This is a genomic window from Acinetobacter lactucae (assembly GCF_013122135.1).
GTDB lineage: Bacteria > Pseudomonadota > Gammaproteobacteria > Pseudomonadales > Moraxellaceae > Acinetobacter > Acinetobacter lactucae.
Genome location: NZ_CP053391.1, coordinates 2,308,143 through 2,334,817 on the forward strand (window position 1 = coordinate 2,308,143; position 26,675 = coordinate 2,334,817).

22 protein-coding genes are annotated in these 26,675 nt (G+C 38.5%); 11 read left to right on the forward strand and 11 right to left on the reverse strand.

Going from position 1 to position 26,675, the window contains the following annotated elements; genetic code table 11:
• Positions 1 to 4: 4 nt before the first annotated feature.
• Entirely contained in the window at positions 5 to 2,668 is a 2,664-nt protein-coding gene (glnD, locus tag HLV59_RS10770) for a [protein-PII] uridylyltransferase (protein ID WP_057105803.1), read from the forward strand.
• A 25-nt stretch (positions 2,669 to 2,693) separates the two neighbouring features.
• On the forward strand, positions 2,694 to 3,863 hold the full coding sequence (dapC, locus tag HLV59_RS10775; RefSeq protein WP_171430616.1) for a succinyldiaminopimelate transaminase: 1,170 nt from the start codon (positions 2,694 to 2,696) through the stop codon (positions 3,861 to 3,863).
• Between the two features lie 54 nt (positions 3,864 to 3,917).
• On the opposite strand, the gene HLV59_RS10780 is transcribed toward dapC, so the two are convergent.
• From HLV59_RS10780 to msrB, 4 genes are all read right to left on the reverse strand, one after another.
• Complete coding sequence (locus HLV59_RS10780) at positions 3,918 to 4,550, reverse strand: LysE family translocator (RefSeq protein WP_125739969.1); 633 nt, start codon at positions 4,548 to 4,550, stop codon at positions 3,918 to 3,920.
• A gap of 64 nt (positions 4,551 to 4,614) precedes the next feature.
• On the reverse strand, positions 4,615 to 5,451 hold the full coding sequence (locus tag HLV59_RS10785) for an AraC family transcriptional regulator (protein ID WP_171429925.1): 837 nt from the start codon (positions 5,449 to 5,451) through the stop codon (positions 4,615 to 4,617).
• A gap of 8 nt (positions 5,452 to 5,459) precedes the next feature.
• Positions 5,460 to 5,945, reverse strand: coding sequence for a glutathione peroxidase (locus HLV59_RS10790; protein WP_016145013.1), 486 nt, complete (start codon positions 5,943 to 5,945; stop codon positions 5,460 to 5,462).
• Entirely contained in the window at positions 5,942 to 6,361 is a 420-nt protein-coding gene (gene msrB, locus HLV59_RS10795) for a peptide-methionine (R)-S-oxide reductase MsrB (protein WP_016145012.1), read from the reverse strand. The genes HLV59_RS10790 and msrB overlap by 4 nt, the downstream gene beginning before the upstream one ends.
• Positions 6,362 to 6,600: 239 nt before the next feature.
• Here msrB and HLV59_RS10800 point away from each other — a divergent pair, with 239 nt between their 5' ends.
• The 8 genes from HLV59_RS10800 (at position 6,601) to HLV59_RS10835 (ending at position 20,140) form a co-directional block, all read left to right on the forward strand.
• Entirely contained in the window at positions 6,601 to 8,031 is a 1,431-nt protein-coding gene (locus HLV59_RS10800) for a pyridoxal phosphate-dependent aminotransferase (RefSeq protein WP_016145011.1), read from the forward strand.
• A 472-nt stretch (positions 8,032 to 8,503) separates the two neighbouring features.
• Positions 8,504 to 9,811: a dicarboxylate/amino acid:cation symporter gene (locus tag HLV59_RS10805; protein WP_062849750.1), complete on the forward strand. Its 1,308-nt coding sequence runs from the start codon at positions 8,504 to 8,506 to the stop codon at positions 9,809 to 9,811.
• A 670-nt stretch (positions 9,812 to 10,481) separates the two neighbouring features.
• Positions 10,482 to 11,549: a type II asparaginase gene (locus HLV59_RS10810; protein ID WP_016145009.1), complete on the forward strand. Its 1,068-nt coding sequence runs from the start codon at positions 10,482 to 10,484 to the stop codon at positions 11,547 to 11,549.
• A gap of 199 nt (positions 11,550 to 11,748) precedes the next feature.
• Entirely contained in the window at positions 11,749 to 15,312 is a 3,564-nt protein-coding gene (gene dnaE, locus HLV59_RS10815; RefSeq protein ID WP_171429926.1) for a DNA polymerase III subunit alpha, read from the forward strand.
• Positions 15,313 to 15,326: 14 nt separating this feature from the next.
• A complete protein-coding gene (locus HLV59_RS10820; protein WP_016145007.1) occupies positions 15,327 to 16,166 on the forward strand; it encodes an RNA methyltransferase in 840 nt (279 codons plus the stop codon).
• Positions 16,159 to 16,971, forward strand: a complete 813-nt coding sequence (gene cysE, locus HLV59_RS10825; RefSeq protein ID WP_016145006.1) for a serine O-acetyltransferase — start codon at positions 16,159 to 16,161, stop codon at positions 16,969 to 16,971. Before HLV59_RS10820 ends, cysE begins: the two co-directional genes overlap by 8 nt.
• Before the next feature lie 105 nt (positions 16,972 to 17,076).
• Positions 17,077 to 18,018, forward strand: a complete 942-nt coding sequence (locus HLV59_RS10830; RefSeq protein WP_016145005.1) for an ABUW_2363 family tetratricopeptide repeat lipoprotein — start codon at positions 17,077 to 17,079, stop codon at positions 18,016 to 18,018.
• Between the two features lie 115 nt (positions 18,019 to 18,133).
• Positions 18,134 to 20,140, forward strand: coding sequence for an esterase/lipase family protein (locus HLV59_RS10835; RefSeq protein ID WP_081174240.1), 2,007 nt, complete (start codon positions 18,134 to 18,136; stop codon positions 20,138 to 20,140).
• Between the two features lie 53 nt (positions 20,141 to 20,193).
• On the opposite strand, the gene ahpF is transcribed toward HLV59_RS10835, so the two are convergent.
• The 3 genes from ahpF to HLV59_RS10850 all read right to left on the reverse strand — a co-directional run bounded on the left by ahpF (position 20,194) and on the right by HLV59_RS10850 (position 23,019).
• Complete coding sequence (ahpF, locus tag HLV59_RS10840; RefSeq protein WP_171429927.1) at positions 20,194 to 21,759, reverse strand: alkyl hydroperoxide reductase subunit F; 1,566 nt, start codon at positions 21,757 to 21,759, stop codon at positions 20,194 to 20,196.
• Between the two features lie 178 nt (positions 21,760 to 21,937).
• Positions 21,938 to 22,459, reverse strand: coding sequence for a chromate transporter (locus HLV59_RS10845; protein ID WP_000501457.1), 522 nt, complete (start codon positions 22,457 to 22,459; stop codon positions 21,938 to 21,940).
• Positions 22,459 to 23,019, reverse strand: coding sequence for a chromate transporter (locus HLV59_RS10850; RefSeq protein WP_081174242.1), 561 nt, complete (start codon positions 23,017 to 23,019; stop codon positions 22,459 to 22,461). Before HLV59_RS10850 ends, HLV59_RS10845 begins: the two co-directional genes overlap by 1 nt.
• Positions 23,020 to 23,120: 101 nt before the next feature.
• Between HLV59_RS10850 and HLV59_RS10855 the strand changes: the two genes are divergently transcribed.
• Entirely contained in the window at positions 23,121 to 24,023 is a 903-nt protein-coding gene (locus tag HLV59_RS10855; RefSeq protein ID WP_171429928.1) for a LysR family transcriptional regulator, read from the forward strand.
• A 59-nt stretch (positions 24,024 to 24,082) separates the two neighbouring features.
• Here the strand turns inward: HLV59_RS10855 and arsH are convergent, their stop codons facing one another.
• The 4 genes from arsH to HLV59_RS10875 are packed head-to-tail and all read right to left on the reverse strand — an operon-like array spanning position 24,083 to position 26,648.
• Positions 24,083 to 24,796, reverse strand: a complete 714-nt coding sequence (gene arsH / locus HLV59_RS10860) for an arsenical resistance protein ArsH (protein WP_031948075.1) — start codon at positions 24,794 to 24,796, stop codon at positions 24,083 to 24,085.
• Positions 24,783 to 25,829 (reverse strand): ACR3 family arsenite efflux transporter, encoded by a 1,047-nt coding sequence (gene arsB, locus HLV59_RS10865; protein WP_171429929.1) that lies wholly within the window; start codon positions 25,827 to 25,829, stop codon positions 24,783 to 24,785. Before arsB ends, arsH begins: the two co-directional genes overlap by 14 nt.
• 10 nt (positions 25,830 to 25,839) lie before the next feature.
• Positions 25,840 to 26,313, reverse strand: coding sequence for an arsenate reductase ArsC (locus HLV59_RS10870; RefSeq protein ID WP_016144999.1), 474 nt, complete (start codon positions 26,311 to 26,313; stop codon positions 25,840 to 25,842).
• Between the two features lie 5 nt (positions 26,314 to 26,318).
• Positions 26,319 to 26,648: a metalloregulator ArsR/SmtB family transcription factor gene (locus tag HLV59_RS10875; RefSeq protein ID WP_171429930.1), complete on the reverse strand. Its 330-nt coding sequence runs from the start codon at positions 26,646 to 26,648 to the stop codon at positions 26,319 to 26,321.
• Positions 26,649 to 26,675 lie beyond the last annotated feature (27 nt).

Genomic DNA, 26,675 nt, shown 5'->3' on the forward strand with positions numbered 1-26,675 from the left:
TTTCATGATCAATACATCGCCATTGTTGAACTACGTTACAAGCCATCATGATATTAAAGCCATTAATCAATGGCGAACGGATGTAGAAAAGCAATTGCAAGATTCATATGAAAATGGGCAATCTATTCGGGATGTAATTAAAGCGCGCTCAGACCTAGTTGATGAAGCACTGATCTTTTTATGGAAACATGCCGAACTCGACCAGACTGGACTCGGCCTATTTGCTGTAGGTGGTTATGGGCGACGTGAAATGTTGCCCTATTCTGATGTCGATATCATGATTTTATCGGAGCATGAAATTAACGAAGAAAACGAAAAACGTATCTCTACTTTTATTTCCTCTTTATGGGACGTGGGTAATTTCAAACCCGGCATTAGTGTTCGCACCATTCAAAGCTGTGTTGAACAAGCTGCGACCGATTTAACCGTTGCAACCACTTTAATTGAAGCCCGTTTAATTACAGGTAATAGTCAGCTTGCAAAATGGCCTCGCCGTATTGTTTCGCAAACATGGACAGATAAAACATTTTATGACGCAAAAATGGCAGAGCAAGCCAAGCGTTATCACCAACACAACAATACTGAAAGTAATTTAGAACCCGACATTAAAAATGCACCGGGCGGTATCCGTGACATTAACCAAATTGGCTGGATAGCCAAACGCCACTTCCGCGTAAACCGTATTTACGACTTAGTGCATTTAGGTTTCATTTCAGAGTTTGAACTTGCAGTTTTAGAAGAAGCTGAAAGTTTTCTTTGGGAAATCCGTCACCATTTACACCGTTTAGCCAAACGTGATGAAAACCGTTTACTTTTTGACCACCAAAGAGAGATCGCCGCTAAATTTGGATATGTGCGCCAAGAAGGCCAACCTGTAAATTACGGTGTTGAGCAATTCATGAAACGCTACTACCGTACGGCGCAACAGGTCTCAACACTCAATGAAATGCTACTGGCGTATTTTAGCGAATCAGTCATCACCCCTCGATTACCAAACTACGAACGCAAAATTGAAGTTGTAAATGATCACTTTAAGATCGTTGATAATAAACTTGCAGTACAACATCACAAAATATTTGCAGAGCATCCAAGCGCGATTTTAGAGTTGTTCTATATTTTGGCTAATCGACCAGATATTGAAGGCATTCGCGCTCGTACCTTACGCTTACTCATTCTTGCTGCAAAACGAATCAACCAAAGTTATCGTGATAATCCAGAGCATCAAGCACTATTTATGTCGATTATTCGTTCACCGTATCGTTTATACGATACCTTGGTTGCGATGAAACGATATGGTGTTTTAGGAAACTATATTCCTGCTTTTGGCCAAATTATGGGCCTTATGCAATATGACCTGTTCCATATCTATACGGTCGATGCCCACACATTATTATTACTACGTAATTTAAATCGTTTTAGAGAACCTGAATTCGCTAAAGAATTCCCTGTAGTAAGTTCAGTTTTCCAACGTCTTGCTCGTCAAGATATTGTCTTTATTGCTGCTTTATTCCATGACATTGCAAAAGGTCGCGGTGGTGACCACAGTGAACTCGGAGCTGAAGATGCGATTGAGTTTGGTCGTGCACATGGCTTTACAGAACGTGAATGTAAATTAATTGCATGGCTTATTCAAAACCATTTACTCATGTCTTTGACAGCTCAGAAAAAAGATATTTCTGATCCAGATGTTGTTAAAGATTTCGCCGAAAAACTGGGCGATATGGAGCATCTTGATTATCTCTATACCTTAACGGTTGCAGATATTAATGCGACAAATCCAAAACTCTGGAATACATGGCGTGCATCTCTCATGCGTCAACTTTATACGCATGCTCGTGATGTAATCCGTACCGGTTTAGGTCGTCCTGTTGATTATCAAATGCTGATTGAAGACACCAAATTTGCAGCAAGTGAATTACTCGTAAATAACTTCTCATTGGCAGATGTCGAAAAAGTATGGCAAGAACTAGGTGATGAATACTTCATTAAAGAATCGGCAGATGAAATTGCATGGCACACACAAGCAATTTTAAAGCATGGTGATAATCCAGAGCCATTAGTGCTCTTGCGTGCTCATCGTAAAGCAGCTCAAGATGCAGTACAAATCTTTATTTATACTCGCGATCAACCTAACCTGTTTGCCACCACTGTTGCCGTTTTAGACCGAATGAACTTAGACGTTCAAGATGCAAAAATTATCACAGCAAGTACAGCATTTAGTTTAGACACTTATGTTGTACTTGACCGTTTCGGTACATTACTTACTGACCCAGAACGTGAAGAAACCGTTAAAAATGCATTAGTGAAGGCACTTAGCCAACCAGACCAATATCCGGGACTCATGCAACGCCGTATTCCACGTCAATTACGTCACTTCGACATTGAAAATACAGTCGATGTAACATTAAATGAAGCCTTACAGCAAAATATGGTCGAAATTTCAACACTCGATCACCCTGGCCTACTTGCACGCGTGGGTGGTTTATTTATGATGCAAGGTTTAGACATCCATTCAGCCCGAATCGCAACTTTAGGTGAACGCGCCGAAGATATTTTCTTTGTCACCAAAAAGGATGGAAAACCGCTGAATAACGAAGAGGTCAAACTCTTCTCGGAAAAACTGAAAGCTGCATTAGATGAAGCATCTAATCAAATTTGTCAGCACTGAAACTCAACTACTTGGTAACTGTTTAATGAACTCTAGCTTGTCGTTATTACATCCGTATCCATTTGAAAAGTTAAACCAACTTTTTAAGGATACTACTCCTGCTAACCTTCCCTTGATTCCTCTATCAATTGGCGAACCGAAGCATCCAGCACCAGAGTTTGTTAAACAGGCTATTATTGATAACTTTAACCATCTATCAACTTATCCAAACAGCAAAGGCTTACCAGAACTTCGCCAAAGCATTGCAAATTGGTTAACCAAGCGCTTTAAACTTAACAGCATTAGTGCTGAAAACCACATCTTGCCTGTGTCTGGTACACGTGAAGGCATTTTCTCTTTTGTACAGGCATTAATTAATCGTGAAGATGCACCTTATGTGGTGATGCCAAACCCGTTTTATCAAATTTATGAAGGTGCGGCTTTACTTGCAGGTGCAAAGCCATACTTCATCAATTGCACAGAAGAAAATGGCTATTTAGGTGATTTTGATGCTGTACCAGCAGAAGTTTGGGAAAAGACAGCCCTTCTTTTTATATGTACACCAGGTAACCCAACCGGTACAGTGCTTTCTAAAGAACAATTTAAAAAGCTAATTGCCTTATCTGATCAATATAATTTTGTTATTGCTTCTGACGAATGCTATTCAGAACTTTGGTTCGATCAAGCACCTACTGGTCTATTAGAAGTTTGTGCTGAACTTGGCCGCGATGACTACAAAAACTGTATCGTATTTCATTCACTTTCAAAACGCTCAAACTTGCCGGGTCTACGGTCAGGTTTTGTAGCGGGTGATGCCGATCTGTTAAAGCCATATTTGCAATACCGTACCTATCACGGTGCAGCAATGCCAGTACAACACCAGCTTGCTTCAATTGCAGCGTGGAATGATGAAAACCATGTTGAAGACAATCGTAAACAATATCGTGCAAAGTTTGATTTATTCCAATCTGAACTCGGCCATCTACTCCCACTACAAAAACCTGATGCTGGTTTTTATTACTGGTTAAAAGTTGATAATGATGAAACTTTTGCCAAGATGTTAATGGAAAAAGCACATATTAAGGTTTTACCGGGCCGTTATCTATCTCGTGATACCGAGCAAGGTAATCCGGGTGAAAATCATGTACGCATGGCGCTCGTAGCTGATTTAGCACAATGTGAAGAAGTGGTTAAACGTTTAAAAGCGATTCTTTAAACCCAGCAAAATTGCATAGTCTTCAGTGTTATTTAGAAGACTATGCAATCTGTACTAGCTATAGACAACCAATAGCACTGCGAAAATAATAAAAGCGATACCAGAACAATAATACAATCCTTTAGCAGAACGTTTAATCTGGGCTAATACCCGCTCTTGACGTAATAGACGAACCAATAATAAATTCCAACCCAAAACCACAGCAATCATCCATCCACTCATCAGTAATTTTTGGAACAAGCTAAATTCTTGTTGGATTAGAAGCATTAAGCTACTGTAGAACATAATATTTTTAGGGTTAAGTAAACTAGATTGCAACCCCAGAGCTAAGCTTTTAAACTTACTCTTATAACTATACTTTTGCTCAACCAAATTATTTTCTTCAACCGCTATATTTAAGGTAGCTCCTTGAGCGGCCCTAAAACAAAGAAAGCTTAAATAAGCTAAATATCCAGCCCCCAGCCATTTAAGTACTAAAAGAATCGTTGTACTTAAATTGCCAAGCACCATAAATCCAAATATACACACCATTAAGATAAGAGCATTACCCAAAGTAATTCCCAGAATAACGCCATAGGTATAACGCAACCCTTTTTGTAAAAGGCTTGTGAGTATAAGAAAAAAATCTGGACCCGGAGATAGTAGTGCTAAAAAGTGAGTAAAGGCGATAACTAAAAAAACTTCCATAACGATTTCATCTTTAAAACTGTATGGAGTAGCTTAAAAATAGAGAAAATTAATTTCTTGTAAATTATTGCGCGGCTGCAAGTTGAAACTGACGAGGTGTGATTCCTGTATGCGCTTTGAAAGCTTTATGAAAATGACTCTGATCACTAAAGCCTAAATTGATAGCTAGCTCTGCGAGTGAAATCCCTTGTTTTAATTGAGCTCTGGCTTGATTAATTTTTAAATTAATTTGAAATGCATGTGGGGTTAAACCAACATTTGCCTTGAATAAACGAATAATTGCATATCGACTAAGACCCACCTGCTCTGCGAGTTCTTCTAGAGAAATAAATCGTTCCGACGATTTAATAATATCAATTAACTCCAAAAAATCTTCATACAAATATTCCGTTTTCTGTATTTCTTCTAACATGAAATGAGGGAGTAATAACTTTGTAAGGCAATAGATCAGCGACTGTTCTTTTTCAATAATTAATTTTTCAGGATCAAATAAAGTTTCATTCATATCAGAAAAAGCCTGATATAAAATTTCTTCTTTTATTATAAGCGGCTTATGCTGAGGCAGATGTAAATCTAGACCTTGCTGTTGAAATTCAGAATAAAGCTGATTCAACCATGCTATATCCAAATGTAGCATCTGATAACTCCAAGCCTGATCTGGCAAAGGGTTACATGAATGCTCAATATGCGCAGGTACAATCACTAAAGTACCACTACTAATCTTTTGGGGTGTACCAAAAGAACTTTGAAAAACGCTATTCCCCTCGTCTATAGCTCCAATAGAAAACGTTGGATGACTATGAGACTTATAACATGTTCGGCTAAAACAAGATCTTCTGGTTTCCACATAAGGCATTCGCCCATCTTGCCAAAACTCAAAAGCTTGAGGAATAGCGTTCATTTAAATGATTAACTCGCTAATGCTTTTTCAATATCAGCTTCTAAAGCTTCTGGTTTAGTCGTAGGCGCATAGCGATTTAAAACAGCACCATCTTTACCTACCAAAAATTTGGTGAAGTTCCACTTAATGCTACTACTACCTAAAATACCTTTAGCTTCACGTGTTAGATATCTAAAAATCACATGGGCTTCCGGACCTTTTACATCAACTTTAGCAAACATGGGAAATTTCACCCCATAGTTACGCTGACAAAAGCTACCGATTTCTTTATTACTTCCTGGATCTTGCCCACCAAACTGGTTGCAGGGAAAACCTAAAACTTCTAATCCTTGATCTTTATATTTTTCATAAAGTTTTTCGAGGCCCGCAAATTGTGGGGTAAAACCACATTTACTTGCAGTATTTACAATTAATAAAACTTTACCCTTGTAATCAGCGAATTGTTTGATATCTCCCTCTAACAACTCAGCTTCAAACTGATAAATGTTACTCATGGATAGGTTTCCTCATCATTTTTTTCTTGTGTTTTCAGTTGTAATGATGCCGAGTTTACACAATAGCGCAAACCAGTCGGCTGTGGTCCATCTTCAAATACGTGCCCTAAATGAGCTTCGCAATCATGACAAACTATTTCAGTTCTGACCATACCATGCGTTAAATCTTCATGTTCATCGATGACACCACCATTGATCGGGCGGAAGAAACTTGGCCAACCACAACCGCTATCGTATTTTGTATCTGATGAGAACAACTCTGCGCCGCAACAACGGCAGACATAGGTACCATGTTGCTTAGTATTCCAGTATTGCCCCGTAAATGCAGGTTCAGTGCCCTTTTGTCGTGTAATCCGATACTCTTCTGGTGATAACTCTCTTTGCCATTCCCGGTCTGTTTTATTGACTTTTCCCATGACATACACCTTTTATTCTGAAGTAAACATTTCTGATGATCGAGTTTTATATTTACGCCATTCATCACAAAAACACTAGTCTCTGAACGTAAAATTTGTTGGAATTTAAACATATAAAGAACAAAAAGCAAAAAGTAAGCAAAATACAAAATCAAAAGTAAGCAAATTTATTGTCAATCGTCTTTAAAGCAAGCAAACTTAGTGTTATTCTTATTGCGCACGGTTGTATAGGACAGAACATGTCTCAGAAAAAAAGTGTGGTTTTCCAACAGCTACTACCAATTATCAAACAGTATCAGCAATCGGGCTTTACCCATGAAAAAATTGTTGAATTACTAAAAGATCAACATGATCTTAATTTGGTAACAGTTAAAACATTTAAAAGTTATTTATACCGATATGCAAAAGTGAATCCAGCTATGTCTAAAAATACTGCTACTCTCCAATCTATGCCAACTTCTCGAGAAATTAAAAAATCATCGAAGCTTGAGCATGTTTGTTATGACATTCGCGGACCGGTATTGCGAGCCGCCAATGAAATGGAAGAGCAAGGACATAAAATCATTAAGCTGAATATCGGCAACCCTGCTCCATTTGGTTTTGAAGCACCTCAAGAAATTATTAATGATGTTGCTTTAAATCTGCCAAATGCAATTGGTTATGTAGATTCAAAAGGCATTTTCCCTGCTCGTAAAGCGATCTGCCAGTACTACCAGCAAAAAGGCATCTTAAATATGCACGTTAATGACGTGTATGTTGGTAACGGTGTATCTGAGCTCATTGTAATGGCTATGCAAGGTCTATTAGATGACGGAGACGAAATGCTTATTCCAATGCCGGATTATCCGCTTTGGACAGCAGCAGTTAATCTTTCAGGCGGTACAGCCATTCACTATAAATGTGATGAAGAAAATAGCTGGTATCCAGATATTGCTGATATTGAAAGTAAGATTACTCCGAATACTCGCGGTATTGTCATCATTAACCCGAACAACCCGACTGGCTCAGTGTATCCACGCCACATTCTTGAACAGATTGTAGCGATTGCAAAAAAATATGATCTAATTTTATTTGCTGATGAAATTTACGACAAAATTATTTATGACGGTATTGAACATGTTTCAGTAGCATCATTAGCGGGCGACCAACTTTGCGTATCTTTCAATGGTTTATCAAAAGCTTATCGTATTGCAGGTTTCCGTTCAGGTTGGATGGCAATTACGGGTGATAAAAGCCGTGCTGCCGACTATATCGAAGGACTAGACATGTTGGCATCAATGCGCCTATGTGCAAACGTTCAAGCTCAATATGCAATTCAAACTGCTCTAGGCGGTTATCAATCTATTAATGACTTGATTCGTCCAGGTGGCCGTTTATACGAACAGCGTAATATTGCATGGGAAATGCTAAACGAGATTCCTGGGGTAAGCTGTGTAAAACCAGACGGCGCAATGTACTGTTTCCCACGCCTCGATCCAAACATTTACCCAATTGAGGATGATGAAAAGTTAATGCTTGATTTGCTACGCGCAGAAAAAGTTTTACTGGTTCAAGGTACTGGCTTTAATTGGCCGACTCCAGATCATTTCCGTGTGGTTTTCCTGCCTGCCGAAAATGAATTACGTGAAGCAATTACTCGTCTAGGTCGTTTCTTAGCCAATCGTCGTTAAAAAAAAGCCTAATAAAAAGGCATCCTATAGTTGATGCCTTTTTTATAAATTTATTTTATTCAATTTTATAAAAGAAGAATTACTCCCCTTCACCACGCCTTTACTATCTAAAAATAAAACATTGAAATTAAGGTAATTTTATTAAATTTCCAATTCTTATAAATTTAAAAATGAGTTCAACTTTGTATTTATATTTTTTTACCATACGTTAAAAATTATTTACATTCTCTCAACTTAGCAACTTTTTATTATGCAAAAAATGCATGGTTCAATATATTTTTGCATTTCACACTGCTTCAAAATCGAGCAACAATCCATCTCCATAACAACATCGCCATATTCGTTTCGGTTAAAACAGATTCTGATCTAGGAAGATAACATCGTTAAAACAACCGGACTGAACTAACAAGGAAAGCTTTCAATTATCCAAATCCCATCAAAGGATGATTGAATCAAATGGATAGAGGTTCACATGAAGCAAAAGAAATTGCTCAAGTATATTGTTATTGCTATTTTACTTGGCGTACTAACAGGTTGGGTTTGTCACCACTTCTTTAATGAAGGTGAACAATTGAAGCAAATCGCTTCTTATCTCAACATTCCTACAGATATCTTTTTACGCCTTATCAAAATGATTATTGCTCCATTGGTATTTGCCACAATTGTTTCAGGCATTGTATCAATGGGCAAATCTACATCAATTGGCAGTATTACCCTTAAATCAATGACTTGGTTTATTACTGCTTCGTTCGTATCGCTTGCTATCGGTATGGGTTTGGCAAACTTTTTCCAACCAGGTGCAGCTTTAGATTTAGTATTACCAACTGCACAACAATTGAGTAGCTCTTCTGCTCCAGCGACTACAGGCTTCACTCTACAATCATTTTTAAGCCATGTTTTCCCACGCAGTATTGCTGAAGCAATGGCAAACAATGATATTTTACAAGTCCTTGTTTTCTCTATTTTCTTTGGTTCAGCTCTTGCTTTTGTAAATCAGGGCAAAGAAAAAGATTCAGTGATTATTCGTTTGACTGATGAACTCAGCAAAATCATGTTCCGCATTACTGATTACGTCATGATGTTTGCACCTGTTGCAGTATTTGCAGCCATCGCTTCAGCAATTACAGTACAAGGTTTAGGCTTGATTGTTGACTATGGCATTTTAATCGCAGAATTCTACTTCGGACTTTTATTGCTTTGGATCATCTTATTCTCTGTTGGCGCAATCGTACTTAAAAAAGATATTTTCCGCTTAGGTAAATTAATTCGTGAACCTGTAACCCTTGCTTTTGCTACAGCTTCAAGTGAATCAGCCTACCCTAAAGTAATGGATGCACTAAATAAGTTTGGAGTGCCTAAAAAAGTAACGAGCTTCGTATTACCTTTGGGTTATTCATTCAACCTAGATGGTTCAATGATGTACACAACGTTTGCTGTACTCTTTATTGCTCAGGCTTACAATATTGATCTTAGTTTCACTCAACAAATCTTAATTTTGTTAACTCTCATGGTAACAAGTAAAGGTATTGCAGGTGTTTCTCGAGCTTCAATTGTCGTTATTTCCGCGACGCTCACTATGTTCCATTTACCTGAAGCTGGCATCCTTTTATTACTCGGTATCGATCAATTCCTTGATATGGGGCGTACTGCAACGAACGTAGTAGGTAACAGTATTGCGACCGCAGTTGTTGCCAAGCTTGAAGGCGACAAAGTAATCGACACCGAAGAACTACCAGAACCTGTATTAATTAAATCAAACCAAGAACAAACAATCGCTTAAGTTTCTCTTTTCTCCCACTCTCCCAACTTAAGAGCAATTTTATATGACCTTATAAAATTGCTCTTTTTTTATTTTAAAATTGCTGGTAGATGTTCACCTATATTTTTATATTAAATAATGACTTTAAACTGCTATTAAATTTTCTTAAATCAAACCTTAAAAATAGAATAAAAATTATTCAAACAAATTTTATATTTTTAAAAATAAATACTAACTGATTAAATTTTAATTCAATTTACCACAATTAAATTATATTAAATTAATAGAATTATTTTTTAACTTACGGTGCAAAATTTAAAATTATCTTAATATTAAATTATAATAATAAAAATCAATAGTATAAAAATATCAAATGGAAAAACAGCACTTAAACACGTCTAATATTTTTTAATTTTATAACGATAAAAAAATCATTAGTTTTGTTTATATTAAAAAGTAAACAAAGTAAGATAAATTAGAAAAACTTAATAGATTTTTTATTTTATTCATGTTATTTATTAGCGCTAAATAAAAGCAATGACTAAGCAATTGTTGATGAAACAAAATGCTATTCAAGGATGCTTCTTATTCAAACAAGTTATGAATATGTTTTACATGGTATGTATTTTGCTTAGGAAAAGCAGTCATATTCAACAAACTTTTACTTCGTCACTTCATAAGGATATTTTCGATGTTGACTAAAACTGTTAAATCTTTAGGTTTAGCGATGGGCTTATTAGCCTGCTCTCTCCCACTTTATGCAAAAAATAATGTTGTTGTAGTTGCGACTGGCGGTACTATCGCTGGTGCTGGTGCAAGCTCGGCAAATAGTGCAACTTATACTGCTGCAAAAGTTCCTGTTGATACGCTAATTAACGCAGTTCCACAAATCAAAGATTTGGCAAATGTAACTGGTATTCAAGCATTACAAATCGCTTCTGAAAGTATTACTGACAAGGAATTATTAGAAATTGCTCGTCAAGTGAATGAGCTTGTTAAAAAGCCATCTGTTAATGGTGTCGTAATTACACACGGTACAGATACTTTAGAAGAAACAGCATTTTTCTTAAATTTGGTTGTTCATACTGATAAACCGATTGTACTTGTTGGTTCAATGCGTCCTTCAACTGCTCTTTCAGCTGATGGTCCACTTAACCTTTATAGTGCAGTTGCTTTAGCAGCTTCTGATGATGCAAAAAATAAAGGCGTTATGGTTCTCATGAACGACTCTATTTTTGCTGCACGTGATGTAACTAAAGGCATTAACATTCATACAAATGCTTTTGTTAGCCAATGGGGTGCTTTAGGTACATTAGTTGAAGGCAAACCATACTGGTTCAGACAATCTGTAAAACGTCATACGAATGCTTCAGAATTTAACATTGAAAATATTAAAGGCGATGCACTTCCAACTGTACAGATCGTTTATGGTTCAGACTCTATGCTTCCGGATGCATATGAAGCATATGCTAAAGCTGGTGCTAAAGCGATTATTAATGCAGGTACTGGTAACGGCTCTGTACCAAAATATATCGTACCAACATTACAAAATCTTCACGATAAAAACGGTATTCAAATTATCCGTTCATCACGTGTTGCACAAGGCTTCGTATTACGTGATGCGGAACAACCTGACTCTAAATATGGTTGGGTAGCAGCACATGATTTAAACCCTCAAAAAGCGCGTCTTCTTGCAGCATTAGCTCTTACTAAGACGAATGACACGAAAGAAATTCAGCGCATCTTCTGGCAGTACTAAGTTTTTCACCCAACCCAAACTCAAAGTTTGGGTTGGTCTTATTTCTTAATTAAGAAGCTCTTTTATATTAAATCTGTACAATAGATATTCAAATCATTCTTCTTAAATAATAAAATCCTTAACAGTTTGCCAAAATATTAAGCATTTCGTTTTAACTTTGCGTGCTAAACTATGCTGCAGTCGTATTAAGGATTGGTTTATGCAGTTTGTTCATCTCGGTATCTATACAGAATTTTCGATTACAGAGTCGATAGTTCGCATACCCGACTTGGTCAATGCTGCGGTTAAAGACCAAATGCCTGCATTGGCATTAACCGATCTCTCAAACCTACATGCAGCAGTAAAGTTTTATAATTCTTGTTTAAAAAAAGGAATTAAACCGCTTTTAGGTAGTACAATTCGCCTTGATGATGCTCAACATCGTGCAACTTTACTTGCAATGAGTAATGTAGGCTGGAAAAGTCTGACTGAAATCGTTTCACGCGGTTTTATTGAAGGTCAACAACTCAGTATTCCATGTGTAAAAAAAGAATGGGTACTTGAACAGCATCAAGATATTATTGTTTTACTTGGCCAGCATAGTGATGTGGGTCAGATGCTTTGTTCATCTAACCCTCAAAAAGCAGCTCCCCTTTTAGAAGCATGGATCGAAAAATTTGGTAATCGTGTTTATCTTGCTTTAACACGTACTGACCGTCCCGGTGAAGAAGATTTTATTCAAGAAGCCGCTAAACTTGCTGCCCAATATAATGTGGGTGTAGTTGCACATAATGATGTGCACTTTGTAGAAAAAGAAGATTTTGAGGCACACGAAGCTCGTGTTTGTATTGCTGATGGCTATGTATTAGCAGATGAACGTCGTCCACGTTTATATAGCCCTGAACAGCACTTTAAAACCTCCGATGAAATGATCGAATTGTTTTCCGATATCCCAAGTGCTATCGAAAACACCTATAACATTGCAAAACGCTGCAATGTTAGCCTACAACTTGGCACCTATTTTTTACCTGATTACCCAATTCCAGATGGTTTTACCATCGACACTTACTTTGAACATTTGTCAAAAGTAGGTTTAGAAGAACGCTTAGATTATCTTTATCCTGTCGAAAAACGTGGTGAAGACTGGCCAGAAATTCGTAAGCCTTACGATGAACGAATTGATTATGAAGTCGGCATTATCCTGAAAATGGGTTTCCCGGGTTACTTCCTTATCGTCATGGACTTCATTCAATGGGCCAAAAATAATGGTGTTCCCGTCGGTCCAGGCCGTGGTTCAGGTGCGGGTTCTCTTGTTGCATATAGTTTAAAAATTACCGATCTTGATCCTCTTCGTTACGATCTACTTTTCGAACGTTTCTTAAACCCAGAACGTGTTTCGATGCCCGACTTTGATGTCGACTTCTGTATCGCTGGACGTGACCGCGTTATCGATTATGTTTCGCGCACTTATGGACGTGAAGCCGTGTCGCAAATTGCAACTTTCGGTACGATGGCAGCAAAAGGTGCAATTCGTGACGTTGCCCGCGTATTAGGTAAATCTTACGGTTTAGCTGACCGTATCTCAAAAATGGTACCTACCAAACCACTCGGTGTAGACTTAGCCACTGCTATTGAGATGGAACCTCAGCTTAAAGATATTGTTACCAATCCATCTAATCCAGATAATGACGATGCCAGTGAAATCTGGGAAATGGCATTAAAACTAGAAGGTATTACCCGAAATACTGGTAAACATGCGGGTGGTGTTGTCATTGCACCGGGTAAGATTACCGATTTCTCTGCTGTACTTTGTGATGAAGACGGAACCAGCCGTGTTGCTCAATACGATAAAGACGATGTAGAAGCAGCCGGTCTCGTTAAGTTCGACTTCTTGGGTTTACGTAACTTAACCGTTATTGAAGACGCAATTCAAAATATCAATAAAAACCGCGATAGTAATGATCCACTCATTATTTCGCATGTTCCACTTGATGATGCTAAAGCATATTCTGTCTTTGCCGATGCAAATACAACCGCGGTATTCCAGTTTGAATCCGTCGGCATGAAACGAATGCTTAAAGAAGCACGTCCAAGTAAATTTGAAGAGATTATTGCGTTCGTATCATTGTACCGTCCTGGTCCAATGGATCTTATTCCTGACTTTATTCACCGTATGCATGGTGGAGATTTTGAATATCTTCACCCACTTCTTGAAGGTGTATTAGAGCCAACTTACGGGATTATGGTTTATCAAGAACAGGTGATGCAGACTGCACAGATCTGTGCGGGTTATACGCTCGGTGGCGCGGACTTACTACGCCGTGCAATGGGTAAAAAGAAACCTGAGGAGATGGTTAAGCAGCGCCAAATTTTCTTGGCAGGTGCTGCTGAAAAAGGGATTGATGAAAGTACAGCCAACCATATCTTTGACTATATGGAAAAGTTCGCAGGCTATGGTTTTAACAAATCTCACGCCGCTGCTTATGCTCTCGTTGCCTACCATACTGCATGGTTAAAAGCTCATTATCCTGCCGAGTTTATGGCAGCTGTAATGTCATCGGAAATGCAAAACACTGACAGTGTTGTATTTTTAATTGATGACTGCCGAAATAATGGCCTAGAAGTTTTACCACCATCCGTCAATATGTCGACCTATCATTTCCATGCGAGCGATGATAAAACGATTGTTTATGGTTTAGGTGCGATTAAAGGTGTTGGCGAGCAAGCGATGCAGTCCGTAATTGACTCTCGTCGACAGTTTGGCCCTTATACAGATCTATTTGATTTTTGCCATCGTATTGATCTGAAGAAAATTAATAAGCGTACTCTTGAAGCTTTAATCCGTGCGGGTGCACTTGATTGCTTAGGAATCGAACGTGCAAGCTTAATGGCTCAATTGCCTGAAGCCGTGCAAGCTGCCGAACAAGCACGTAGTAACCGTGAAACCGGTATTATGGATTTGTTTGGTGAAGTTGAAGAAGTTCAGCGTAAGCCAGCTAAACCGGTAAAACCGTGGAGTGATGAAGTTCGTCTAAAAGGCGAAAAAGATACGCTTGGGTTATATTTAACGGGCCATCCAATTGATGTTTACCGACAAGAACTTAAAGCTTTTATTCCTGTAAAACTTAATGAAATTACGGCTACACGTCGTGGTGTTACAACAGTTTATGCAGGACTAGTGATTGACGTTGCAAACTTTCCAAACCGCGTAGTTATTGTACTAGATGATGGTACCGCTCGTATTGAAGTAAGTTGCAATCATGAACGTTTCCAGCGTTTTAAAGATATTATCCAAGTTGAGCGCGTTGTCGTCTTTGAAGGCGAAATTTATGAAAGAGAAGGCTTTGAACGTCCAATGGGCCGTTTAACCAAGGCTTTTACTTTAAATGAAATACGACAAAAACGTGCTAACAGTATTCAGATCAAATTAACTGAAGAGTTTATGCAAGCCACTTTGGCAAAAGATTTACAAAATATCATCTTGCCATTTTGCAATGTAGATATGCATCAACATATCACCTTACAACTCTTGATTGATCAACCTTATGCTCAAGCCGAGCTTCAACTTGGTCCACAATGGAAAGTCGCTCCTTTAGATGAATTACTTGCTAAACTCAGAGATTATTTCGGTAAAGATAATATTTACATTGAATATCAAGTAAAGTCGAAAGCAGCTAAAGCAGCAGAACCTGTCCGTCCGCAAACCGTTGCTTCCCCTCCCGCGGACATGACTATGGACGATGCATTGGATTTATACCAAAGCGAAGTTTCTCAATATTCGTAATTTCTGGAAATCTTATGAGTTCGTTTGATCACACCACTGTGTCAAAACAGTTAGCACAAGTGCGTATTGTCATGGTAAATACCACTTTGCCTGCTAATATTGGCAGCGCTTTACGTGCCATGAAAACAATGGGACTAATTAAATTAGTTCTGGTTGCTCCAAAAACATATCCGCATCCAGATATACAAGCGCTCGCTGCTGGTGCTCAAGATTTATTTGAACATCTTGAGATTGTAGATACTTTAGAAGATGCCATTAAAGATTGCCATTTAGTGTTTGGAACAAGTGCACGTAGCCGTACCATTCCTTGGCCTCTACTTGATGTACGACCTGCAGCTAAAGAAGCCATTAAAGCCACCACTCAAGGACAACAAATTGCGATTGTTTTTGGCCGTGAAGATCGTGGTTTAACAAACGAAGAATTAGCCCTGGCCAATTATCATTTAACAATTCCTGTAAATCCGGACTATGGCGTATTAAATGTTGCGCAAGCAATCCAAGTCGTATGTTACGAACTTCGCATGTCTGCTCTAGAACAACAAAACGTGGACCAAGATGCAGAAGAAATGCCATTAGTTCAAGGTCAAAGCATGCAATGGGATGAACCATTGGTGACTCAGCAACAAATGGAAGAGTTTTATCCTCATCTAGAAAAAATGTTGACTGAAATTGAATTTTTAGATCCAGACAATCCACGTTTATTACCTTTACGCTTGCGTCGTTTATTTGGTCGTATACAATTAGATCGTATGGAATATCATTTACTTCGCGGTATTTTTAGTCGTGTACAAGCCCTAACAAGTGGTAAATGGAAAAAAGCATTATCTGACAAGGAGGATCAACCCAATGCTTAAACAGCTTAAAGAAGATATAAAGGCTGTATTTGCGCGAGATCCTGCTGCACGCAATACACTTGAGGTTCTTACCACCTATCCTGGCATTCATGCGATTATGATGCATCGTGTCGCGCATGAATTATGGCAAAAAGATTGTAAAGGAGCTGCTCGCCTTCTTTCTTCATTTAGCCGTTTTGCAACAGGAATTGAAATTCATCCTGGCGCTAAAATCGGTAAACGTTTTTTTATTGATCACGGTATGGGTGTTGTGATTGGTGAAACTGCTGAAATTGGCGACGATGTTACGCTTTATCATGGTGTTACCCTCGGTGGTACAACATGGAAAACCGGCAAACGTCACCCAACTTTAGAAGATGGCGTGGTGGTTGGTGCGGGTGCGAAAATTTTAGGCCCATTTACGGTAGGTAAAGGTGCAAAAGTCGGTTCAAATGCTGTTGTGACTAAAGCCGTTCCTGCCGGTGTAACTGCTGTAGGAAACCCGGCTCGCTATATTTATAAAGATGCCACAGACAAGAATAAAGATGAAGAACGTCGTCGTGATTATGCGCAAAGTATTGGTTTCGCTCCATATGCGACAACTGCTGATCAGTCAGACCCTATTTTAGAAGGTATGCGTGTTTTACTTGATCGTATTCAACATAATGAAACGCGTATGAATAATTTATGCCAGCGTTTATCAGAGCTAGACCCTAGTTTCAAAAAAGAAAGTCAGGATCAACAGCCTTTTAGTGATGAAGAGCTGAAAATTATTGAAGAAGTTCGTCGTGAGTGCGGTGCGCAAGATAAGACATCAAAAACGTAATATTCTTGATTCATAATGTAACACGCTTACCCTTGCATGTCTGTTTAGCTTTTCCTAGACTTACCTGTACCAAATCTGACTTTACTAAAATGAACGGAAGATCCTATGAATTTTAAGCCTTTGGCATATATAATCCTTGCGACCTCAAGTTTAACCGCTTGTACAATGGCACCCGTAAAAGAACAAAAAATTGAGCCTTTTGTTTTCAAGGAACCAGAGCTTACTCCTCCTTTTTATGCACTAAATCCTTTTAACTATGATCAGCCACCGGCATTTGAAGTTGCATTAAAAGATGCTGCTGCACAGCCTGTAACGAAAATGGTGGTTAATCGTCAAGATGATCCGACCAAACAACTTACTCTCGACGTCAACAAACTGATTATTCCGACTGTCAATAATTCACAACGTTCAATGAAATACGCAGTTTTAGCTGGTGAAAATGAAATTGACGTGACTACTATTGATGACTTTTTACAATTAGTAGAAGGTAAAGCACGTCACTACCCACCTCGCTTTACTGACCGCCAAGAACGTAAAGGCTTTGAAAGTAAACTTAAAGAAGTCACACAGCAACTCGATACACTTGCTGCAAATGAAAATGCATCATTTGATATTTTAATTCGTGCTTTTAAAGCAAGTGTTCTTGCACGTAACCTTGATTTAGGTACTGTTCATACCACTAAATCTTTAGAATATGCTCAAAGACTTTTAAAAATTAATCCAGATGATGCAGAAACAAATTTCTGGTTCGGTTTTGGTTTATCTGAAGGTGGCGGCCAACGTGAAGCTATTCCATACTTAGACAAAGCCATTAAAGGTAATGTTCAAGAAGCATATCTAGCTGCTGCAAATAACTATATTGCAATGGAACAAAAGAAAAACGCGATCCAGACGCTGAAGAACTATAAAGTTAAATATCCAGATGAAGCGGAAATTGCTGATCGTTTAATTCAAGAAATTGAAAAACAAGGTCGTTGGAACGTATGGCAAGTTTTAACTAACCCAGCAATGTCTCCTGCTACTCCTACTCAAACACCTAAAAAGTAAGTTTAATGATTTAAAAAGGGCTGTTTTGACAGCCCTTTTTTATATTTGATCATTTGAAAATTACTTTAAAATTTGTATGATCTACCTACCATTGAGCCACTATATTTTGACCCTAATGTTTTCAATAAAAAGAAACAAAACACTGCTGACGGTCATGCTACTCGGTTCAATTCTGAGTGGATGTCAGGTCGTAAATGTTAAACAGCAAGCTTTGAATGTAACGATTGCAAATGAACGTAATAGTATTCTTACCCAAGATAAACTCAGCGAAGCAAGTCTGAATGTTTTATCAATGTCTGGGCAGGAAGCTAAAGTTTGTACAGATACACCTGAAACCTGTGTAAATCAACTCAAAAACCTTCCTCAAATTTTAGATGAACAGTTCTTATCAGCAGCAAGCGAGATGTATCTCGCAAAAGCAATGGCTTTATCAGATACATCAGATTGTAAAACAAGTAAATTTACCAAGCATAAGTCTGAAGAAGAACAAAAAAATATCCAAAATAGATATGATGATTGCTTAGACCAGCAATTGAGCCTATTAGATAAAAGTATTCGTTATAGCTACGCGTATTTATTTTCAACAAAACGTCAGCCTAATGACCGTATTTTTGATAATAGACAAGTTCAGATTCGCGATTTCTATAATCAAGCAATTGCCAAAATGGTCAGTGTTTATGATTTAAGACATCCTAAAAAAAATGTTGTTGAACCACAAATTCATATTGGTAAAAGTATTTATTCAATCGATTTTGAATTTCATAAACAACTCACAGGTCAAAAATTAGAAAAATTAATTTCAAGTTATAACTTAAATTTTTCAGGCTTAAGAACTATTAACCGCCGTGATGGTTTTGGATCTGAATTTGTGGCTGTTTTTCCGAGTTCAGGAAATGAAGATATTAATGAATATATTCTAGATCCACTTAAATATAATTATAAAAATGGTGTAAATCCAAATATTCATAATGCACGCTATTTAGCTGCGACGATTGTAGCTGAACCTAAACACGCGACCACTGTCGAAGAAATCATAAATAATCCTGAATTCGTGATTCGAGTTTATGATCCCTATCGAACAGATAATATTAATGTAGCAGGCAAACAATATCCTCTAGCAGCTAACTTTTCAGCACCTTATGGTCTATGGTTAGCCGAAAACAATTTAGGGGTTGCAGCCTATTTAAGTCTGATTGATCGTGATCAGCATTTAACAATGCCGCATCTCTACATGCTTGAACCGTACAATCCAAATAAGAAAATTATTGTGTTAGTCCATGGTCTGGCAAGTAGCCCAGAAGCTTGGATTGCGCTCACCAATGATGTTATGGGCGATACGGTATTAAGAGACAATTATCAAGTTTGGCAAGTCTTCTATTCAACTAACATGCCAATTTTGGAAAGCCGTTTCCAGATTTATGCACTACTCAAACAAGCTTTTAGTTCATTAAACCCAAGTGACCCTGCCGCGCATGATGCTGTTCTTGTTGGACATAGTATGGGAGGTATTATCAGCCGTTTACTGGTCAGTGATGGAGATATTACGAAACCTGCTTTAGAACTAATGACGATCCGTCAGCAAAATCGCTTTAAAAAACATCCAATGGTTACCGAACGATTGCAAATGCATTCAATCAATAATTTTGATCGCGCAATTTTCTTGGCTTCACCTCATCGTGGTACAGATTATGCAGATCGTTGGTTTACCTTGGCGGCACGTAAAATCATTCGTTTACCTGGCGCATTCTTGTCAGCTGTAGCAACTTCACTGACAACCGAAAATTTAGATGTTAAAGATTTCTTGAGTAATATTGATAATGGTTTGATTCAAAATGGACCAAGTGATCTAAGTCATCAATCTAAATTTATGGAGCTGACTAAAAATATTAATCCACATCAAGGATTAGTTTTCCATTCAATAATGGGAAATATTACCAAGAGTGATGATCCAAATGTGATTACCGATGGTATTGTTCCGTACAAAAGTGCTCACTTAGACGGAGCAAAGTCAGAAAAAGTTCTTCCTGGTGGTCATTCAATCCAGCTTACACCACAAGCTGTATTAGAACTGCGTCGTATTTTACGAGAGCATTTAGTCGAACACGGTTTATATAAACCATAAAAAGAAAAAGAGCCAAAGGTTATCCTTTGGCTCTTTCGTTTTGGGATTAAATTTTACTGCCCAGAACGGATGATGTAATCAAACGCAGAGAGCGATGCTTTAGCGCCTTCACCTGTAGCAATAATGATTTGCTTGTAAGGTACAGTGGTACAGTCACCTGCCGCAAATACACCTTGTACATTGGTTTCGTTGCGGTCATTGACAATGATCTCACCACGGTTGGTTAACTCAACTTCACTGTCTTTCAAGAAGTCAGTGTTTGGCAATAAACCAATCTGTACAAAGATCCCTGCAAGCTCGACCACATGCTCTTCATCAGTCGCACGGTCTTTATATTTAAGTCCAGTCACTTGTGAACCATCACCTAGCACTTCTGTACTTAACGCATTCATAATCACAGTGGTGTTTGGCAAGCTATGCAGTTTGTTTTGCAACACTTGGTCAGCACGAAGTTTGGTATCGAACTCAACTAAAGTTACATGCTCAACAATCCCTGCAAGATCAATCGCAGCTTCTACACCTGAGTTACCACCACCAATCACTGCAACACATTTACCTTTGAACAATGGGCCATCACAGTGTGGGCAGTACGCAACACCACGGGTACGGTATTCTTGCTCACCCGGTACATTCATTTCTCTCCAACGTGCACCTGTTGAAAGGATCACAGTTTTCGATTCAAGTTTTGCACCGTTTTCAAGTTCAACTTCAACCAGACCGTTTTCAGTTTGGTTGGCACCTGTGATTTTGCTGACACGTTGCAAGTTCATGATATCAACATCGTATTCACGAACATGGGCTTCCATTTCGGCAGCAAACTTAGGACCTTGAGTTTTCTGCACAGAGGTGAAGTTTTCAATATCCATGGTGTCCATCACCTGACCACCAAAGCGTTCAGCCACGATACCGGTGTTAATACCTTTACGAGCAGCATAGATCGCAGCTGTTGCACCTGCAGGCCCACCACCAATGACCAATACATCAAAGGCATCTTTGGCATTCAGTGCTGCTGCATCTTTCTCAGCAGAGTTAGTGTCAAGTTTTGCCACAATCTCTTCAAGGGTCATACGACCTTGACCAATGTGCTCGTTGTCTTGGAATACCATCGGTACAGCCATGATTTTGCGTTGTTCTACTTCGTCTTGGAAGAATGAACCATCAATCATGGTTGCTGTGGTGTTCGGGTTGTAAATCGCAATCAAGTTGAGTGCCTGTACTACATCCGGACAGTTATGACAGCTGAGTGATACAAACACATCAAAGTTTGCTTTGAGGTTTAAACCTTTAATCTGGTTGAGTACTTCATCTGAAACTTTAGGTGCATAACCAGACACCTGTAACAGTGCCAAGATCAAAGACGTAAACTCATGACCCATCGGTAAGCCTGCAAAGAACACACGAGGTTGTTCACCTGCTTTAGCCACACCAAAGCTTGGACGACGTGTATTGTTGCCATCAAAACGGGCAGTCACCTTGTCAGAAAGCTCAGCGATTTCACTCACCAACTCTTTAATTTGAGCAGCTTTATCTGATTCGTCTAAAGCAGCAACTAATTCGATTGGACTTTCTAAACGTTCTAAGTAAGCTTTTAATTGAGTTTTAATGTTTTGATCTAACATCTGTTTTTTACTCCAATGCATCCAAATTCTTTCAATAGATGCATAGTACGTTAAAACATAAAATAGGTGAAACAGTATGTTTTTATAGATTTGATCGGTTTTTTAGATTTTGTTATTCACGTCTATTAAAAAAAGCCAACCTGAACTCATCCCAGCGCAGGTCAGCAAACTGGTTAAACTAGAGTAAGACCACACCAAATACAGCCCCAGCAATCAGTACATGCAAGGGATGAACTTTTTTAATTAAAGATAATAAAGTTGCAATGACCACCATAATAATGAGTAAAGTATTTATGGCAGCTGCTTCGGAAATAATCCATGCACTGGCAAGTACAGTTCCCACAGTGACAGGTTGTAAAGCAAGCTGTAAAACACGGCGCCATTTCTTATCTTTAAATTTTGACCAACCTCTCATCACAAATACAGTAATAAGAGATGAAGGTAAAAATTTAGCGGTAGAAGTCACAAGTAGACCTGACAACCCTGCTACATGCCACCCTACCAACGGTACAATCATCATGTTTGGACCGGGTGCTGCTTGAGCCATAGCAAACAGAGCACTAAATTCTTGTGCCGTCATCCAATGATGAATATCAACTACTTGGCGTTGCATTTCGGGCAAAATTGTATTCCCGCCACCAAATGCAATAAGAGACAATTGAGTAAAAATGATCGCTAAAGTAAGTAGAACTGCACCCATTACACACGTCTCCAAATGATAGCTGAATAAAATGCCAACAAAATCAGCATCGTCACTAGTAAAGAGATTTTTAGAAAAGCAATGCTGACAATTGCCGCCACGACAACACACATCGCTAATGGATTACGTAATAATGGCTTAAGCATTTTCAAACCTGTTGCAACTAGCAGCCCCGCTGCCGCCGCAGCTAGCCCTTCAAAAAGATGCTTCACCATTAAATTATCTTGGAACTGTTCATAGACATAGTGTAAAAGTACAACAATTATCGTAGGTGCAAGAATCAAACCAATGAGTGAACTCACTGCCCCACGAACACCACGAAACTCCATGCCAATCGCAACCGATAAATTAATAATATTGCCGCCCGGTAAAAATTGACACAGACCCAGTAACTCAGTGAATTTTTCAGGGCTTAACCACTGTCTCTGCTCTACAATAACTTTACGGGCTAAAGGCAGCACGCCACCGAATCCAATTAAACCTAATGTTAAAAAACCTAAAAATAACTCTGTGCAGGTCGGTACACTCTCCTTCTGCACGGCAATCTCAACATGGTTCATTTTCGTTACTTTTCACTTTATCTGACCAAGATAGAATGATACTTTTGTGGTATATCTACAAATGCTTTTATTTTCATTAATCATACCATAAAGGTATTCCTATGCTCGATTTACATAAGCTCCATGCCTTTGTTGTAGTAGTTGAAGAAAGGAATATTACGCATGCCGCAAACCGATTGTTTATTCAACAGCCGCCTCTAACGCGTTTACTTAAAAAACTCGAAGAAGAACTCAGTACTCAATTACTTATTCGTCAACCGCGTGGTATTGAGCCTACAGAAGCAGGCTTAGCATTATTTAAAGAAGCACAAATTTTACTAGAGCATGCCAGACATATTCCCAAATTAGTCCAAGATGTTAGCCAAGGTAAAACGGGACAACTTAATATTGGTTTTACAAGTTCCGCAGGTTTGCATCCGCTTATTTCACTCGTATTACGCTCATATCGAGAAATATATCCAAAGGTACAAACCAAACTTGAAGAAGCAGGCAGCCAAAAACAATTAGATCGATTAATTTCAGAGAAACTTGATATTGCTTTTTTAAGAGCACCGATCAGCCGTGATATTGGGTTAAAACATCTTCATATATTAGATGAACCAATGATGGCAGCATTGCCTATAGGCCATCCACTTACACAAAAAGAAAAAATTAGCTCAAATGACTTGTCAGATGAAAATTTTGTTTTATACCGTCGTTCTTCAGGACAAGGTTTATACGACAATATTTTATATAGCTGCTATCAGGCAGGTTTTAGTCCACGCATTATTCAAGAAGCGCCTCGACCTACCGCTACATTAAATTTAGTCGCTGCTGGAATTGGTATAACGATTGTGCCAGCCTCAATGCATAATTTTTGGGAACATGAAATTGTATACCGCGAGTTTGATGATTCAATAAAACTGAATGCGCCTCTTTACTTAATTACAAGAGAAAATGAAAATTCAGCCAAAGTGGCAAACTTTATTGAATTATTACAGAAACTATTACCGACAATGATTTAATCTCAAAAAATACTCAATAAAAAGTGCCCTAACTAGAACACTTTTTGGGATGAAACTGTTTATTTTTGATTTACTCGTTTTGATAGTTCTTCTGCCGATTCTTTCCGCTCCGAATAGCGATCAGTCAGATACTGTTTTTGCCCACGTGTTAATAACGTGAACTTATACAACTCCTCCATAACATCAACGATTCGATCATAGTAAGAGGATGGTTTCATACTGCCATCTTCTTCAAACTCTAAAAAAGCTTTAGCAACTGAAGACTGATTCGGGATAGTAATCATGCGCATCCAACGTCCTAAAATACGCATTTGATTCACAGCATTAAAAGACTGTGAACCACCGCTGACTTGCATAACCGCTAAGGTTTTACCTTGTGTTGCACGTATTGCTCCACCAGCTAAAGGAATCCAATCAATTTGAGCTTTTAAAATTGAACTCATCGCCCCATGACGTTCAGGCGAACACCACACCATACCTTCTGACCAAGCCAAAAGTTCATGTAACTCTTGTACTTTTGGATGATCAGTTGCTGCATCTTCGGGTAAAGGCAAACCTTTAGGGTGAAAAATTTTGACTTCGGCACCTAGGTATTCAAGGATACGCCCAGCAGTTAGCACAGCAAAACGGCTATAAGAGCGTTCACGGTTAGAACCATATAACAATAAAATACGGGGTGGATGTTCAAGCTGCTGTGCTTGGATTTGTTCAAATGTAGGCTTAGCCAAAAGGTTGAGCTCTACATTTGCTAAATCATTATTAGAACTGTTCATGTGAGAAATACTTTTTCTTTAACCAAAGTGAAACTGAAACGAGTGAAATAAGTACAGGTACTTCAACCAATGGTCCAATCACTGTAGTAAAAGCAACCGGAGAAGCTAAACCAAATGTGGCAATGGCAACCGCTAAAGCGAGCTCAAAATTATTACCCGCTGCGGTAAATGAAATGGCAGTAGTACGTGGGTAGTTATTCCCCATCTGTTTACTCATAAAGAAGCTGATAAAGAACATCACCACAAAGTAAATCGTCAGTGGGACAGCAATCAGCAATACATCTAGAGGTAAACTCACCACATCGCCACCTTTTAAACTAAACATCGCGACAATAGTAAAGAGTAAGGCGATTAGACTTAACGGGCTAATTTTTGGTAAAAACTTAGTTTGATACCAGTCCAAACCTTTTGATTTAACTAAAACCAAACGTGTTAAGAAACCCATTAAAAATGGGATACCCAAATACACCAATACCGCATGGGTAATGGTCCAAAAATCGACATTAATTACTTGTCCAGCCACACCAAAGTATGGTGGCAAAAAGGTTAGAAATAGCCATGCATAAGTACTAAAGAATAAAATCTGGAAAATACTATTAAAGGCCACTAGAGCAGCTACGTATTGGTTATCGCCACATGCTAAACCATTCCAGACTAAAACCATAGCAATACAACGTGCTAACCCAATTAGAATGAGACCCGTCATATATTCTGGATAGCTATGTAAAAAAATAATCGCAAGAATAAACATTAAGACTGGAGCAATAATCCAGTTCTGTACCAACGATAAAGTTAGGGTTTTCTTATCTTTAAACACTTCTGGCAAAGCTGCATAGTCTACTTTTGCCAAAGGCGGATACATCATTAAAATTAAACCAATCGCAATTGGAATATTAACGTTATCTACACTGAGCTGATTTAAAGACACTGATGCTTGAGGAAAGAAAACACCAATGGCTACACCTAAAGCCATAGCAATAAAAATCCATAGCGTTAGGTTTCTATCTAAAAATGATAGCTTAGATTTGGCCATGTCATTCTCTTTAATCAATATGCGAGATTTGGTTAATTTCATTAATAAGTTGCGAACGGCTCAAATGTGCAACATCTAATGCAAATAAAGCGTCTAAACGGCGGTTAATATGATTGACAGTCTCTTGGAACGCTTTGAGTTTTTCTTCTTTTGGTAAGTCGAGATGTGACGGGTCACTTAAGCCCCAATGTGCTTTAATTGCGCCCCCTAAATACAATGGGCATGCTTCTTGCGCTGCTGAGTCACAAACAGTAATCACTACATCTGGTTGATACTGCTCGCAATCATCAATCGTTTTACTCCATAAACCATCTGTAGATAAACCTAAATTTTCAAGTGTTTCAATCGTTAGCGGATGTACCTGACCAGAAGGTTTGCTACCAGCACTATAAGCTTTCCACCCTTCTGGTGCGCGGCTATTAAATAAAACTTCTGACAAAATACTACGGCAACTATTACCCGTACATAGAAATAGAAATTTCATGATCTTTACTCACAAAAGGTAGAAATAGATCCTAGCTGACAAGACAATGATTTCATTGCATCGTCATCTTGCTGCGCCAAAATATTCAAAATATTGATTGCCCAGATCGGCAGTTCAGGATTAACGCTGTAATACACCCATTGCCCCTGTCTCGAATCAAGAAGGATGCCATGGGTCCGTAATAGGGCTAAATGTCGGGAAATTTTTGGTTGGCTCAACTCAAGCTGTTCAGTTAGCTCGCAGACACAGATATTTTGTTTGCTCAGAACTAACTTAAGAATGTTTAACCGAGTTTGATCCGAAAGACATTTAAAGAAATCGACTTGAGTGATCATATGTGCAGCCAATCATATTCGTTATTG